This is a genomic window from Mycolicibacterium confluentis, assembly GCF_010729895.1.
GTDB classification, from domain to species: Bacteria; Actinomycetota; Actinomycetes; order Mycobacteriales; family Mycobacteriaceae; genus Mycobacterium; species Mycobacterium confluentis.
Genome location: NZ_AP022612.1, coordinates 1195950 through 1210682, shown reverse-complemented (window position 1 = coordinate 1210682; position 14733 = coordinate 1195950). Strand labels below are relative to the sequence as shown.

15 protein-coding genes and 1 pseudogene are annotated in these 14733 nt (G+C 65.5%); 8 read left to right on the top strand and 8 right to left on the bottom strand.

The features are described from left to right. Positions 1 to 6: 6 nt before the first annotated feature. The 4 genes from G6N34_RS05825 to G6N34_RS05810 form a co-directional block, all read right to left on the bottom strand. A complete protein-coding gene (locus tag G6N34_RS05825) occupies positions 7 to 864 on the bottom strand; it encodes an MlaE family ABC transporter permease (RefSeq protein WP_085152817.1) in 858 nt (285 codons plus the stop codon). Between the two features lie 14 nt (positions 865 to 878). Next, a complete protein-coding gene (locus G6N34_RS05820; protein WP_085152819.1) occupies positions 879 to 1688 on the bottom strand; it encodes an MlaE family ABC transporter permease in 810 nt (269 codons plus the stop codon). 348 nt (positions 1689 to 2036) lie between these two features. Continuing rightward, positions 2037 to 3245 (bottom strand): CaiB/BaiF CoA transferase family protein, encoded by a 1209-nt coding sequence (locus G6N34_RS05815; protein ID WP_085152823.1) that lies wholly within the window; start codon positions 3243 to 3245, stop codon positions 2037 to 2039. Further along, complete coding sequence (locus tag G6N34_RS05810; protein WP_085152825.1) at positions 3242 to 4744, bottom strand: aldehyde dehydrogenase family protein; 1503 nt, start codon at positions 4742 to 4744, stop codon at positions 3242 to 3244. The genes G6N34_RS05815 and G6N34_RS05810 overlap by 4 nt, the downstream gene beginning before the upstream one ends. Before the next feature lie 332 nt (positions 4745 to 5076). On the opposite strand from G6N34_RS05810, the gene G6N34_RS05805 reads away from it, so the two are divergent. The 3 genes from G6N34_RS05805 to G6N34_RS05795 are packed head-to-tail and all read left to right on the top strand — an operon-like array spanning position 5077 to position 7607. Continuing rightward, entirely contained in the window at positions 5077 to 5937 is an 861-nt protein-coding gene (locus tag G6N34_RS05805) for a mycofactocin-coupled SDR family oxidoreductase (RefSeq protein WP_085152827.1), read from the top strand. 55 nt (positions 5938 to 5992) lie between these two features. Further along, a complete protein-coding gene (locus G6N34_RS05800; RefSeq protein WP_068250490.1) occupies positions 5993 to 6184 on the top strand; it encodes a ferredoxin in 192 nt (63 codons plus the stop codon). Positions 6185 to 6242: 58 nt separating this feature from the next. Then, complete coding sequence (locus G6N34_RS05795; protein WP_085152829.1) at positions 6243 to 7607, top strand: cytochrome P450; 1365 nt, start codon at positions 6243 to 6245, stop codon at positions 7605 to 7607. 56 nt (positions 7608 to 7663) lie between these two features. On the opposite strand, the gene G6N34_RS05790 is transcribed toward G6N34_RS05795, so the two are convergent. From G6N34_RS05790 to G6N34_RS05780, 3 genes and pseudogenes are all read right to left on the bottom strand, one after another. Beyond that, entirely contained in the window at positions 7664 to 8413 is a 750-nt protein-coding gene (locus tag G6N34_RS05790; protein ID WP_264017034.1) for an SDR family NAD(P)-dependent oxidoreductase, read from the bottom strand. After that, a pseudogene (locus G6N34_RS05785) lies at positions 8410 to 8607 on the bottom strand (cytochrome P450); the annotation flags it as partial. The pseudogene G6N34_RS05785 and the gene G6N34_RS05790, both read right to left, overlap by 4 nt. A gap of 44 nt (positions 8608 to 8651) precedes the next feature. Then, the gene (locus G6N34_RS05780) at positions 8652 to 9173 is read right to left on the bottom strand and encodes a hypothetical protein (RefSeq protein WP_085152831.1); all 522 of its coding nucleotides are present in this window, start codon (positions 9171 to 9173) and stop codon (positions 8652 to 8654) included. Positions 9174 to 9333: 160 nt separating this feature from the next. Here G6N34_RS05780 and G6N34_RS05775 point away from each other — a divergent pair, with 160 nt between their 5' ends. The 5 genes from G6N34_RS05775 (at position 9334) to G6N34_RS05755 (ending at position 13462) form a co-directional block, all read left to right on the top strand. Further along, positions 9334 to 9936, top strand: coding sequence for a TetR/AcrR family transcriptional regulator (locus G6N34_RS05775; RefSeq protein ID WP_085152833.1), 603 nt, complete (start codon positions 9334 to 9336; stop codon positions 9934 to 9936). A 188-nt stretch (positions 9937 to 10124) separates the two neighbouring features. Next, positions 10125 to 11483, top strand: coding sequence for an aromatic ring-hydroxylating oxygenase subunit alpha (locus tag G6N34_RS05770; RefSeq protein WP_085152835.1), 1359 nt, complete (start codon positions 10125 to 10127; stop codon positions 11481 to 11483). 31 nt (positions 11484 to 11514) lie between these two features. Continuing rightward, positions 11515 to 11979: a hypothetical protein gene (locus tag G6N34_RS05765; protein WP_085152837.1), complete on the top strand. Its 465-nt coding sequence runs from the start codon at positions 11515 to 11517 to the stop codon at positions 11977 to 11979. Then, positions 11976 to 13271, top strand: a complete 1296-nt coding sequence (locus G6N34_RS05760; RefSeq protein WP_234812956.1) for a cytochrome P450 — start codon at positions 11976 to 11978, stop codon at positions 13269 to 13271. The genes G6N34_RS05765 and G6N34_RS05760 overlap by 4 nt, the downstream gene beginning before the upstream one ends. Beyond that, positions 13268 to 13462, top strand: coding sequence for a ferredoxin (locus G6N34_RS05755; RefSeq protein ID WP_085152839.1), 195 nt, complete (start codon positions 13268 to 13270; stop codon positions 13460 to 13462). The genes G6N34_RS05760 and G6N34_RS05755 overlap by 4 nt, the downstream gene beginning before the upstream one ends. Position 13463: 1 nt before the next feature. On the opposite strand, the gene G6N34_RS05750 is transcribed toward G6N34_RS05755, so the two are convergent. Then, positions 13464 to 14636 carry an acyl-CoA dehydrogenase family protein gene (locus tag G6N34_RS05750; protein WP_085152896.1) on the bottom strand — a complete coding sequence of 391 codons (1173 nt, stop codon included), beginning with the start codon at positions 14634 to 14636 and terminating at the stop codon, positions 13464 to 13466. Between the last annotated feature and the right edge of the window lie 97 nt (positions 14637 to 14733).

Sequence of the window (14733 nt, the reverse complement as noted above, 5' to 3'; positions counted from 1 at the left end):
GTTCCCTTAGCCGCTGAGGTTGAAGTTGCCGTTGGCGCCGTAGATGGACAGGGAGACCAACAGGGTCACCGAGACCACCACGACCAGAGAGGTGCGCACCGCGTTCCCCACCGCGGCCCCCACCCCGGAGGGCCCCCCAGAGGCGAAGTATCCGAAATACGTGTGAATCAACAGGATCGTCAACGCCATCAGGATCGCCTGCAGGAAAGACCACAGCAGATCGATGGGGTTGAGGAAGGTGTAGAAGTAGTGGTCGTAGAGGCCGCCGGACTGCCCCAGCAGCACCACCGTGGTGAACTGTGCGGCCACGAACGACATGATCACCGCGATCGAGTACAGCGGCGTGATGGCGATCATGCCCGCCACGATCCGGGTCGAGACCAGGTACTCGATCGGCCGGATGCCCATGGACTCCAGCGCGTCGATCTCCTCGTTGATCCGCATGGCGCCCAACTGCGCCGTCACACCGGCACCGAACGTCGCGGCCAGGCCGATGCCGGCCACCACGGGAGCGGCGATGCGCACGTTGATGAATGCCGACAGGAACCCGGTCAGCGCTTCGATGCCGATGTTGCCCAGGCTCGAATAGCCTTGGATCGCCAGGACGCCGCCGGTGGCCAGGGTCAAGAACCCGACGATCACGACCGTGCCGCCGATCATCGCCAAAGTGCCCGCGCCCATGGAGATCTCGGCGATCAGGCGGATGATCTCCTTGCGGAAGTGCACGGCGGAGTGCGGTACACCGCCCAGGGCCCGTCCGTAGAACAGGATGTGGTCACCGATGCGCGAAAAGAAGTCCATCGGCCGGCTGGCCTGGGACACCAGGCGCGGGAAACGAGCCCGCAGAACAGCTGAAGTACCCATGTCTCCGGCGCCCCCTATCCGCTCGTCATCCGGATGCCGATCGCGGTGACCACCACGTTGATCACGAAGAGCGCCATGAACGCATACACCACCGTCTCGTTGACCGCATTACCCACCGCTTTGGCACCGCCGCCGGTGATCGTCAGGCCCCGGTAGCAGGCCACCAATCCCGCGATGAGGCCGAACAACAACGCCTTCACGCACGAGATCAAGACCTCCGGGATTCCGGTCAGCAGCGTCATGCCCGCCGCGAACGCGCCTGGGTTGACGTCCTGGATGAACACCGAGAACATGTAACCGCCCAGGATCCCGATGATCACCACAAGCGAATTCAACAGCAGCGCAACCAATCCGGAGGCCAGAATGCGCGGAGTGACCAGGCGCTGAACCGGGTTGATGCCCAGCACCTCCATCGCGTCGATCTCCTCGCGGATGGTCCGTGACCCCAGGTCCGCGCACATGGCCGTCGCACCCGCGCCGGCCACGATCAGCACCGTCACCATCGGACCCAGCTGGGTAACGGCACCGAACGCCGCACCCGCTCCCGACAGATCCGCCGCGCCCAGCTCGCGCAGAAGGATGTTCAGCGTGAAGCTCACCAACACCGTGAATGGAATGGCGACGAGCAGGGTCGGGGCGAGCGACACGCGCGCCACGAACCACGACTGCTCCAAGAACTCCCGCCACTGAAACGGCCGCACGAACACGAACCGCGCGGCGTCGGCCGCCATCGCGAACAACCCGCCCACCGCAGCGAACGCGCCCGACGCGTTCTTCAACTTCGGTATGCCCACCGACCACCGCTCGGCACCTTTAACCGCCACTGCCAGGTCCCTCCAGGATCGTGACCGCCGACACAGACGTCGGTCCGCTGAGATTATGCGCAGGGCCCGCGGCGCGCAGGCTGCACGTGGGGTTCACGGGGACTCCCCGAACCACCATTCGCACGTGGGCCTCCTTGCGTTCGCAGGCGATGAAGCCGTGGGCGAAGTCGTGATCTTCATAGCTGATCAACGCGACGCCGGTGACGGAATCGTCAACTTCGTCGGACGCCCACACTACTGTGATGCCGCTCTCATCCCACGATTCAGTGGGACGCCGCTCACACCCCCACGCGGGCGTGGGGGTGTCAATAGCGGTGAAGGTCGGCATGTGCCCTGTGCTCCCGGCGATTACGTGACGGCGCCGGCCGTCTTGAGTTCGATGATGCGGTCCCAGTCCAGACCCAGTTCGAGCAGAATCTCCTCGGTCTGCTCGGCGAACCCGGGCGCAGGCCCGGTCTGCGGTGCGGTCACGTCGAACTGCACCGGATTTGCCACGAGTTTGAGTTCACCGGCCTGCACGAGGTACTCGTTGGCCCGGATCTGGGCGTCGTCGGCCGCCTGGAGGGTGTCCTGCACCGGGGCCCACGGGCCCGCCAGCGTGGCGAAGCGTTCCTTCCACTCCGGCAGCGTGCGCTTGGACATCGCCTCGGTGAGGATCTCGGTGGCCGCCTCGGTGTTCTCGGCGATGGTCTCGGCCGTCGCGAACCGGGGATCGTCGATGTACTGGTCGATCTCCATGTGCCGGCACACGTCGGCCCAGAACTTGGTGGGCTGCATCATCACAAAGGAGATGTACCGGTCGTCGGCCGTCGGGTAGAGCCCGACCAGCGGGTTGATCGGCGAACCGTGCGCACCCGGCGGGAAGGCCTCCATGCGCTCCTGCAGATGATTGGTCAGCGCGACGGTGTGGCCCAGGGCCCACAGGCCGCTGCCGAGCAGTGAGACGTCCACGACCGACGGTTCGCCGGTGCGCTCCCGCTTCACCAGGGCCGCCGCGATTCCGCCCGCGAGGTTGGTGCCGGAGATGGTGTCGCCGTAGGCGGGTCCGGGCGGTCCGACCATGCCGGGTGTGTCGGGCGGCGTGATGGTGCGGGCCGTACCAGCCCGGCACCAGAACGCCGTCATGTCGTAGCCGCCCTTGACCGACTCCTCGCCGCGGGGGCCCAGCGCGCTGCCCCGGGCGTAGATGATGTTCGGGTTGACCGCGCGAATGTCGTCGACATCGATGCCGAACTTCTGCCGGTGCCCGGGAAGGAAGCTCGTCAGGAACACGTCGGCGCGCTTGGCCAGTTCCAGCAGCACCTCCTTGCCCTCGGGCACTGACATGTCCAGACCGATGCTGCGCTTGCCGCGGTTGGCGTGCTCGATGTTCGGGTTCGGGTCGCCCTCGACCCGCAGCAGTCCGGTCTGACGAAGGCCGCGTTGCGGGTCGCCAGTGATGGCGTGTTCGACCTTGATGACCTCAGCGCCCCACTCGCGCAGCACCGCTCCGGCCGACGGCACGAAGCCGTACATCGCGACTTCGAGCACCCGGATGCCCTCGAGTGGCGCGCTCATTTGTCGTCTCCGGCCACAGGCACCGCGAACGTCTTGCGTTCCTGGAACTCCTCGAGCCCGGCGACCCCCATCTCGCGGCCGATGCCGGACTGCTTGTAACCACCGAAGGGCGCGTCCGGGCTGAAGTAGTTGCCGCCGTTGATGGAGAACGTTCCGGTGCGGATGCGACGGGCCATGGCCAGCGCGCGGTCCTGGCCGCCGAAGATGGCGCCGGACAGTCCATAGATGGAGTTGTTGGCGATCCGGACCGCGTCGTCGTCGTCCTCGTAGGCGATGACGGCGAGCACCGGGCCGAACACCTCCTCCTGGGCGATCTCGCTGTCGGGGTCGACGTTGGTCAGCAGGGTCGGCGTATAGAAGTAGCCCGGCCCCTTCTTCTCGCCGCCGGTGACCAGCGTGGCGCCGGCCGCCACGGCGCGCTGCACCATGCCGTCGACCTTGTCGCGCTGCTTCTCGCTGATGAGCGGGCCCATGTAGGTCTTCGGGTCGTTGGGGTCGCCGTACCGGACGAAGGAGAAGTTCGTCTTGATCAGTTCGACGATCTCGTCGTGATGCTTGCGCGGAACCAGAAGCCGAGACGTCAACGCACAGCCCTGCCCGGCGTGGGTCACCATCGAGAACGCCGAGAACGTCGCCGCGGTCTTGAAGTCCGCATCGTCGAGGACGATCGCCGCGGACTTGCCGCCGAGTTCCAGGAACACGCGCTTGAGGGTGTCGCTGGCGGCGGCCATGATGCGCCGGCCCGTCGGGGTCGAACCCGTGAAGGTCACCGCGTCGACGTCAGCGTTGGTCGTCAGCACCGCACCGACCTCGGGATCGGCGCCGGACAGGACGTTCACGACACCGGCCGGGATGTCGGTGTGATTGGCGATGAGCTCGCCGAGGGCCAGGGTGACCAGCGGGGTGTCAGGTGCGGCCTTGAGGATCACCGTGCATCCGGCGGCCAGGGCTGGGGCGAGCTTGGCCAGCGCCAGTTGGTTCGGGTAGTTGTAGGCGATGATCGCGGCGACGACGCCGGCCGCCTCCTTCTCTACCCAGCGGTGATGCAGTCCGCCGCGGATCTCGATGTTGCCGAGGTCCTCGGTCAGGTCCACGGTCTTGAGCAGATCGGCGTAGAAACGCACGATCTCGACGGGCTGGTCGTACTGCGCGCCCGCCAGCAGAGCCGGGGTTGCGCCCACCTCATCGGTGGTCAACTGCCCCAACTCATCCCGGTGCTCGACGAGTGCCGAGTGCAGCTGCTCGAGACACCGGATCCGCAGGTCCACGTTGGTTGACCAGTCGGTCTCGTCGAACGCGCGCCGCGCCGCGGCGACCGCACGTTCGGCGTCGTAGATCGTGGCGTCCGGGGCGTAGCCCAACACCTCCCCGGTCGCAGGGTTGAGGCTCGGGAAGGACCGCGCCGCCGCGACAAGGCCGCCGTCGATCAGCATGCGCCGATCCACGGGGCGTTCGGCACCGTCCGCGGATTCGATCGTCGCCGTCTCCGGAGATCCCATCAAAGGGCCTTCCTGCTCGGTGATAACTGCATTCTCATCTTCGGCGAATCTTACATTCGCCAGACGAGAACTCAAGCAACTAAGCAGGACTCCCACGGGGCTGTCAACCGCACGCAGGTGAGGGCCGTGCGCAGGCGATTTTCGAGACCAATGGTGCAGTATCCTTGCGGGACGCGAGACCGGGAGAGTACGGTTCTCATAATCGAAAGGGCGATTCTTTACGGAGGAAACGGCCAGCCACGCGCTCATCCGGGACGGCCGTCCTCAACGCCCTGCGATCAGGCGCCGCACGTCGGCGCGAGCACGGTGTAATCAGAACGAAAGGAACGCCTGTGGGACGCGTTGAAGGCAAGGTCGCATTCATCACCGGAGCCGCGCGCGGCCAGGGTCGCAGCCACGCGGTGCGGCTTGCCGAGGAGGGCGCCGACATCATCGCCGTCGACATCTGCGAGAACATCGACACCATCGGCTACTCGCTGGCCACGCCCGAGGATCTCGAGGAGACCGCGCGCCTGGTGGAGAAGACCGGCCAGGGCATCGTGACGGCCAAGGCCGACGTCCGGGAGGCCGGCCAGCTCAAGACCGCCCTGGAGGCGGGCCTCGCCCAGTTCGGCAAGGTCGACATCGTCGTCGCGCAGGCGGGCGTCGCCGCCATGAAGGGCCAGCCCGCGATGCAGGCCTGGACCGACGGCATCAACACCAACCTGGTCGGCACCATCAACGCCATCCAGGTCGCACTCCCCCACCTTCAGGAGGGTGCCTCGATCATCGCGACGGCGTCGGCGGCCGCGCTCATGGATGCGCACAACAAGCCCAACCCCGGGGGCGATCCCGGCGGCATGGGGTACATGGTCTCCAAGCGGCTCATCGCCGAGTACGTGCACAGCCTGGCCACCGAACTCGCGGTCCGCGGGATCCGCGCCAACGTCATCCATCCCACGAACTGCAACACCGACATGCTGCAGAGCGAGCCGATGTACCGCTCGTTCCGCCCGGACCTGGAGAAGCCCACGCGCGCCGACGCCGAGCCCGTCTTCGGTGTGCAGCAGGCCATGAAGGTCAACTTCATCGAACCCGAGGATGTCAGCAACGCGGTGCTGTGGCTGGCCTCGGAGGAGTCCCGCTTCGTAACCGGCATGCAGTTGCGTGTCGACGCGGGCGGCTACCTCAAGTGGTACGACTACCACGTCTGATCGTCGACGCCTTAACTGTTGCAGCACACATTGATTCACCGGGAAGGAACACAGGATGAAGGTCTGGGTTGACCGGGAGAAGTGCCAGGGCCACACCCTGTGCTCGATGATCGCCCCCGACTCGTTCGAACTCGACGACGTCGACGGGCACGCGTCGGCCGTCAACGAGATCGTTCCGGACGACCAGCAGGACGCCGTCCGCGAAGCCGCCCAGTCCTGTCCCGAACAGGCCATCGTCATCGAATGACGGTGCGGCGCAGCACCGGCCGTCCGATCGTCCACTGAACAGCCAAGGAGACCACGCCGTGAGCATCGACGATGTCACGACCGACGACCCCCGCAAGCAGAACCGCTATCACTTCGATCGACACACCCCGGAGTACCGGCTGCAGTTCGAGAAGATCACCGAGGAGATGCAGTCCCAGTGCCCCATGGCGTGGACGGACACCTACGCCGGACACTGGGTCGCCGCCGACAGCAGGCATGTGTTCGAGTTGGCCCGCTGCCCCGCGGTGTCGAATCACCACGACATCTCCGGTGAAACGCCGTTCCAGGGCATCACGATCCCCAAGGCCAGCCGGGCGACCGTGGTCCGCGGCGGCATCCTCGAGATGGACGAGCCCGAGCACAGCGCCTACCGCGGCGCGCTGAACCCGTACCTGTCCCCCGCAGCGATCAAGCGCTGGGAACCCTTCGTCGACGAGATCACGCGTGCCGCACTCGATGAGCACATCGAGTCGGGACAGATCGACTTCGTCGAGCACCTCGCGAACGTGGTGCCCGCGGTGCTCACCCTGGCGATGATGGGCATCGAGCTCAAGAAGTGGAACGTCTACAGCGAGCCCACGCACGCGTCGGTGTACACCCCGGAGCACTCCCCCGACCGCGAGAAGATCAACGAACAGCACCGGGAGATGGGGCTCGACCTCATCACCAACATGATGGAGATCCGCGAGACACCGCGGCCCGGCCTGGTGAACGCACTGCTGCAGCTGCGGATCGACGGTGAGCCCGCTCCCGATATGGAGATCCTGGGCAACCTTGGCCTGGTCATCGGCGGCGGATTCGACACCACCACAGCGCTGACGGCGCATGCCCTGGAGTGGCTCGGCGAGCATCCCGACGAGCGGGAGCGACTGTCGCGTGAGCGCGACACCCTGCTCAACCCCGCCACCGAGGAGTTCCTGCGCTTCTTCACGCCCGCCCCCGGCGACGGCCGCACGTTCGCCGAGGACGTCGAGGTCGAAGGCCAGAAGTTCAAGAAGTTCGAGCGGCTGTGGCTGTCCTGGGCGATGGCGAATCGCGACCCCTCGGTGTTCGAGAGCCCCAACGAGGTCATCCTGGACCGTAAGGGCAACCGGCACTTCAGCTTCGGCATCGGCGTGCACCGCTGCGTCGGCTCCAATGTGGCACGGACCGTGTTCAAGTCGATGGTCACCGCGGTGTTCGACCGGATGCCCGACTACGTGTGCGATCCCGAGGGCACCGTGCACTACGACAGCATCGGCGTGATCCAGGGCATGCGGCATCTGCCGGCGACCTTCACCCCCGGTAAGAAGCTGGGCCCCGGCCTCGACGAGACGCTGGAGCGCCTGCAGCAGATCTGCGTCGAGCAGGAGTTGGCCCGGCCGATCACCGAACGCAAGGAGGCTGCCGTCATCACCTGGTGATCCGCAGAACGACAAGTGGGGCCGTCACGATGACGGCCCCACTGTCGTATGCGTGCTCAGATGACGGCGCCGCCGTTGACGCCCAGAACCTGACCGGTGATGAAGCCAGCCTCGTCCGAGCACAGGAATGCGACGGCGGCCGCGATGTCCTCGCCGGTGCCCATGTGCCCCACCGGAATGCGCTTCGCCAGATCCTCGGGGTTGAACAGATTGCCGGTGGCCTGTGACTGTCTGGCCATCGGGGTGTCGATGCTCGACGGTGGAATGTTGTTGACCGTGATGCCCTTCTTGGCATATTCGTTGGCCAGCGACCGGGTCAGCGTGATCACCCCACCCTTGGCCGCGGCGTAGTGCGCCATATACGGCGACCCGCGTTGCGCACTCGACGACGAGATCATCACGATGCGACCCCACCCCGCGGCCACCATGTCCGGCAGCGCCACCTGACAGCAGTGGAAGGTGCCGGTCAGGTTGACATCAATGATGTCCTGCCAGGCCTCGACGGTGATCTCCGCGAATTTCCCGAAGCCCACCTTGCCCGCACTGGTCACCAGAATGGCGACCGGGCCCAACTCCGCGCGAACACGCTCGAATGCCGCCTCCACCCTGAACCGATCGGTGACATCGACGCCCACTCCGATCGCCGTCCCGCCACCGGCCTTGATCTCGTCGGCAACCCGTTGGGCCGCTTGCGCATTGATGTCGAGGACGGCGATCGCGTTGCCGCGCTTGGCCAGTTCATGACAGCTCGACTCCCCCATGCCAGATCCACCGCCCGTGACCACGGCGACTCGCGCGGCGGTCACGAGCCGTTCCCGCGCACGGTGTGGGCGGGCATGCTGTCCCAGCCACGCACGGCCGAAGATGATGAGAACACTGCAGAATTGATGTCGACCTCCCAATCGGGGAACCTGTTGAGCATCTCGTCGAGGGCGATGCGGCCCTCGATGCGGGCCAGGGCATTGCCCAGGCAGTAGTGCGCACCCACCCCGAAGGGGAGGAGGCCCCTGGTCGCCCCTGCCGTCACGGCGCCCTCTCCGCCACTCACAGAGTCAGACTGTGCTTCTCGAAATGGCGAGCGAGCGCCTGCATGTACTCCTCCCCGTGGAACGGCCCGCGCGCCCCGATGGCCTTCTCAAGGAACGGCCCGTACTCCTCGTCGTTGACATAGGTGGACCAGTGCGTGATCTGGGCCTCGTCATTGGTCTCGACGAAGCTGATGGAGTAGAACCCCATGGTCTCTCCGTCGACCGAGGTGCCCTCCCACCGGTTGCGCATGACAAAGCCGTTGTCGGCCGGCCAGCACTTGAATTCAACGGGCTTCCAGTCCGGGAAGACCACCGAGTACGCCTTGGCCTCGACGGTTGCGGCCGTGTCGAACGACGTCGCAACGTCCTTGAGCACCAGTTCCTGCTCCGCCACGAAGTAGGGCGAGGTGTAGACCGCGTCGTCGGTGAACTCCCACTCGTCGTACGAATCACCCTCCTGCACCGTCTGCAGTATGTACTTGTCGCGGTAGCTCTCGGCCATCCTGCGGTGCTTGGCGATGCGGTCCACCAGTTCCATTGCGTTCCTTTCGCGAGAGTTGCGCTGCGGCGCCGACATCGGGAGCTGTGGCGCAGCGCACACTCGAATATACAGAGGTGTATCTTAGATACAAGGATGGATTCGCCCATTCGGCAACCGTGCGGCGCCGGTGCCCCGCCCGTCCTGGGAGGATGACAACGTGGCGGAACGGTGGACACGGCAACGGCGAGTCGAGCACACGCGCAACCTCCTGCTCGACGCCGCCGAAGAAGTGGTGGCGCGCGACGGATTCGGCGCGGCAGCGCTGGAGGTGATCGCCGACGCCGCGGGATACACGCGCGGCGCGATCTACTCACACTTCGGCACCAAGGAGGAACTCTTCCTCGCGGTGATGGAGCGTCAGCTTCAGCGCTTCCTCGACGGGTTCAACGACATCGTGGACTCCTTCGAGACACTGGGCGATTTCGACGCCGACAAGCTCTCGCACCGGTGGCGCGAGTTGACGATTGGCGCACCGAACCGCGCGGCACTGGGCCATGAGTTCACGCTGTTCCTGCTGCGCAACCCGGACGCCCGCGCGCGCGTCGCAGCGCAGCGAAAGGAGACCGTGCGATCACTGGCCGACTACATCGACGCCCATCTGGAGAAGATCGGCGGCAGGCTCCGCGTGCCGTCCGACACCCTGGCCAAGGTGCTCATCGCCACGAATGAAGGCGTGACGCTGGCCAGCCACATCGATGGCGAGGACCTCTACGGCCCCTTCCTCGGCATGGTCATGAGCCATGTCGAACCCCTTGACTGACTTCCGGTCTCGCTCAACACGCAGACACCTCGACAGCCCCGGGTCCCACACGCGTGGGAGCCGGGGCTGAAATCTTCACTCTTGAATCTTATATACAACTATGTATATTAGTGATGCGGGTCACTTGCTCGCGCACGGCCTGCGCGCGCTCACAGTTCGACACACAGCCACGACCAGGAGGTTGGCCAATGCAGACAACACGCCCCGGGGAATGGGTCGACCAGGACGGGACGGGCCTCGATGACATCGCCCCCGACCGCTACCGCATGCAGATCCCGACGGAACGCTATGTATCTCCGGAATTCGTTGCCCGCGAGCGTGATTCGATCTGGATGAAGACCTGGCAGGTGGTGGGCCGGGTCGACGATCTGCCCAAGGTGGCCGACTGGAAGCAGTACCGCCTCTTCGACCAGTCCTACATCGTGGTGCGCGGCAAGGACGACAAGATCCGCGGTTTCGTCAACGCCTGCCGGCACCGCGGTAACGTGCTGTGCCCGGAAGCAGGAGGAAATGCCAAGCGCGGCTTCCTGTGTCAGTACCACCTGTGGTCCTACGACCTGCAGGGCAACCTCAAAGGCATGTTGCGTGAGGCCCTGGCCGGCCCGATCGACAAGAGCACCCACGGCCTGATCGAGGTGCCGGTGGACACCTTCGGCGGCTTCATCTTCCTCAACCCGGACCCGAACGCCGTGCCATTGTCGGAGTTCATCGGCGACGAGGTCGCGACCATGCTGGCGCCGTATCACCTTGATGAGATGGTCACCGTGATGGACGTGACCGAGGCGATCGACTGCAACTGGAAGGTCGTGATGGACGCCTTCCAGGAGGGCTACCACATCGACGGCATCCACCCGCAACTGCTGCAGGTCATCAACATCGACCCCAAGACCAGTCGATACCGCTTCTTCGACCAGCACTGCGTGTCGATGGCGCCCTTCGACGTCGTGGGCGCCAGTCCCGAGGCCCAGGTTGACGGCATCATGGCGCTGCCCGAAACCTTCCCCTCCACGGTCGCGGTGCTCCCCCGGTTCACCGAGCTCGTCGAGCAGTACCGCAACGCCGACGGCACGCTGACCTTCCCCGAGGGCATCAAGGCCCGAAACCTGTTGCAGCAGGCCACCCGCGACACGCTCACCGGAATGGGCCTGGACGTGAGCGGGTTGACCGACGCCCAGATGAGCGACAACCACGGCTGGGTGCTGTTCCCCAACTTCTTCATGACCATCCGCGCCGGCGAGGCGACCATCGTCATGTCGATGCCAGACCCCGACGGCGACCCCAACCGGTGCATCTGGCACGTCGCGAGCTACATGTGGCTGCCCGACGAGCACAAGGCCGCGTTCATCGCCGAGCCGATCGTGGTCGACGAACCCGGCAGCTTCAAGTATTTCGAAGCCCTGCAACAGGATTACGTGCAGATGCCCCGTCAGCAGATCGGGCTGCGCAACACCAGCCTCGAGCACATGGCACTGGTCAAGGAGGAGGTCGTGATCGCCCACTTCCACTCCGTGATCGACAAGCACCTGGCCGCCTCCGGCGCCAACTGAGTCCACAACCGCTACCTGAGAAGGATTTACGTTGTCAGACATCGACGCGGCCGTCGCCCTCCACCAGGGCCGATCACTCATCGCACTGCAGTACACCCAGACCACCAAGCGCCTCAACGACGCCGCCAAGCAACCCGGATTCACAAAGGACAGTTGGGCCGATCTCGCGGCCCTGGTCGCGGTCGACGAGTTCGAGCGCGTCGGCAACTTCAAAGAGGTCATGAACTGGACCGAGTACATCGAGTTCCTGACCAACTGGGCGCCGTCATCGGAATGGGACGGCTCATTCAAACGCGTCTCCGAGGTCAACGGTGTGGTGTTCCTCGAACTGGAGGAGCGCAGCAGGGTCGGCGACTTCGAGTCGGTGGTCAACTCTCTGACGGTGTTCGAGTTCACGGCTGAGGACAAAATCCGCCATTTGGACCTCTATCTGCAGATGGCACTGCCCAACCTCGACATGCTCGGCAGCTACGACGGAGCGGAGATCTCGGAGTGACAACCCAGTCCGACCGAGCAGACGTCGACGAACGCGACTTCTTCACCGACAGCACGGTCCTGCATGACCCATACGAGTTTTTGGCTCAGATGCGGACCCAGTCTCCCCTGCTGCCCGAACCCCACCATGGCGTCGTGATGGTCACGGGGTACGACGAGGGCGTCTCGATCTACAACGACACCGAGAACTTCTCCGCGTGCCTTTCGGTCACCGGCCCCTTCCCCGGTTTCCCGGTGTCGCTCGAAGGCCATGGCGACAGCGACATCTCGGCCCTAATCGACGCGCACCGCGACGAACTGCCGTTCAACGATCAGCTGCCGACGTTCGACCCGCCCAAGCACACCGCGCACCGCGCCATGCTGTCGCGGATGATCACTCCCAAGCGGCTCAAGGAGAACGAGGAGTTCATCTGGAAGCTCGCCGACCGCCAGTATGACGAGGTTCTTGTCGACGGACGCTGCGAGTACAACGACGGCTACGGCAGCCCGTTCGCGATGCTCGTGATCGCCGACCTGCTCGGTGTACCGGAGAGCGACCACGACGATTTCCGGCGGGCCCTGCTGGAGGGCCGCACCGGCACGATCGGCAGCAGCAAGGGTGACTCGCTGCAGCACTCACCGCTGGAGTACCTGTACGGCAAGTTCACCGAGTACATCAGCGATCGTCGGGCCAATCCGCGCGACGACGTCCTGACCGGCGTGGCTTCGGCCGCCTTCCCCGACGGCAGCATGCCGGAGGTGATCGACGCGGTCCGGGTGGCGGCCAACCTCTTCGCCGCGGGCCAGGAGACCACGGTGCGGCTGCTGACCGCGGCCGTGCGGATCCTCGCCGAGGACCAGGAACTGCAGGCGAAGATCCGAGCCGACCTCAGCCTGCTGCCGAAGTTCGTCGAGGAGACGCTGCGCTACGAGAGTCCGGTCCGCGGCGACTTCCGGCTCGCCAAGGTGCCCGTGACCGTCGGCGGGGTGGACCTCCCGGCCGGCACCACGGTGATGCTCATCAACGCCGCGATGAATCGCGATCCCCGCAAGTTCGAGCATCCGGACGTCTTCGATCCCGAGCGCGCGAACGCCCGCAACCATGTGGCCTTCGGCCGTGGCCCACACAGCTGTCCTGGAGCTCCGCTGGCCCGCACCGAGGCGATCGTCAGTCTGAAGCGGCTGCTGGAACGCACGTCGGAGTTCTGGATCGACGAGGAGGTGCACGGCCCGCCGGGAGACCGGCGCTACAGGTATCTGCCGACCTTCATCCTGCGTGGGCTGACCAACCTCAACATCCGGTTCTCGGTATGAGGGCGCACGTCGACTCCGACGTGTGCGCCGGCCACGGCGACTGTGTCGCGACGTGCGGCACGGTCTTCACCCTGACCGACGACGGCTACGCCGAAGCGATCGCCGACGAGATCCCGCTGGCGGCAGTCGAATCGGTGCGAGCGGCCGCGGAGCACTGCCCCGAACACGCGATCAACATCGACGAGGGCTGACTCAGCCCATCGGCAGCCCGAGTCCGCGCGCGATGATGTTGCGCTGGATCTCCGACGTCCCGCCGGCGATGGTTCCCGCGAAGCTGCGGAAGTAGCGCTCGATCCAACTGGCCGACAGATAGTCCAGGTCGTAGGGGCGATACGGCGACGTGGTCGCCGGGTGCCGCAGCCCCTCCTCGCCGACGGAGTCCAGCGCAGCCTCGGTCGCATCGCGTTCGGCTTCTGAGCCGAGCACCTTGAGCACCGAGATCGTCGTCATGTCGGTCTCCCCGCGTGCGGCCTTGGCGATCGCGGCCGACCCCAGCAGGCGCAGGGCCTGATAGTCCATCAGCAGCGTGGCGTAGCGGTCCCGGCCATGCGCATCGGTGGGACGGAAGTCCTCGATCAGGTTGTGCAACCGATCGGCGTACATCATCCACATCATGGTGCGCTCGTGGCCCAAGGCACCGTTGGCCACACCCCAGCCTCCGTTGAGCGGGCCGACCAGGTTCTCGCGGGGGACTCGGACGTCGGTGAAGAACACCTCGTTGAAGTCGAGGTCGTCGTGGTGGCAGATCGTCGGGAACGGTCTGCGCACCAGGCCCGGGCTGTCGGTGGGGATCAACAGCACCGAAAGCCCCTTGTGCTTGGGCACATCCGGATCGGTGCGGACGAACGTCAGCAGGACGTCGGCGTCGTGGGCGCCCGAGGTCCACACCTTCTGACCGTTGACGACGAAGTGGTCGCCGTCGAGCACGGCCTTGGTGCGCAGCGATGCCAGATCCGACCCCGCGCCGGGTTCACTCATACCGACCGAGGCCGTCATCTCCCCGCGCAGGATCGGCACGGCCCACTTCTGCTTCTGCTCGTCGGTCCCGAACGTCAGGATCGACGCTGCGACGATGCCGACCCCCTGCGGGTTGAAGCTGTGGTAGATCCGGCGTTTCGACAGTTCCTCGCGGTGGACGTACTGCTGGACCACGGTCGCGTTGCGACCGCCGAACTCGGGCGGGTTGCCGGGCAGCAGCCAACCGTGGTCGAACTGGCAGGCCTGCCACCGCCGCGCCCACTCCGGAATGTGCGAACACGTCTGCGAGCGTTCGGAGGTCTCCGACTCGGCCGGCAGGTGCTCATCAAGGAATGCGACGAATTCCGCCCGAAACTGCTCGACCTCGGTGTCGAATTCGAGTTGCACGTGTTCTCCCTCGGCCTTGTGTCTCACAGAGCGGACTTCCTGCGAGAATATCATTCTAGTATGCTGGAATCGAAGTCTCCAGGCGCGCGCCGAGGCC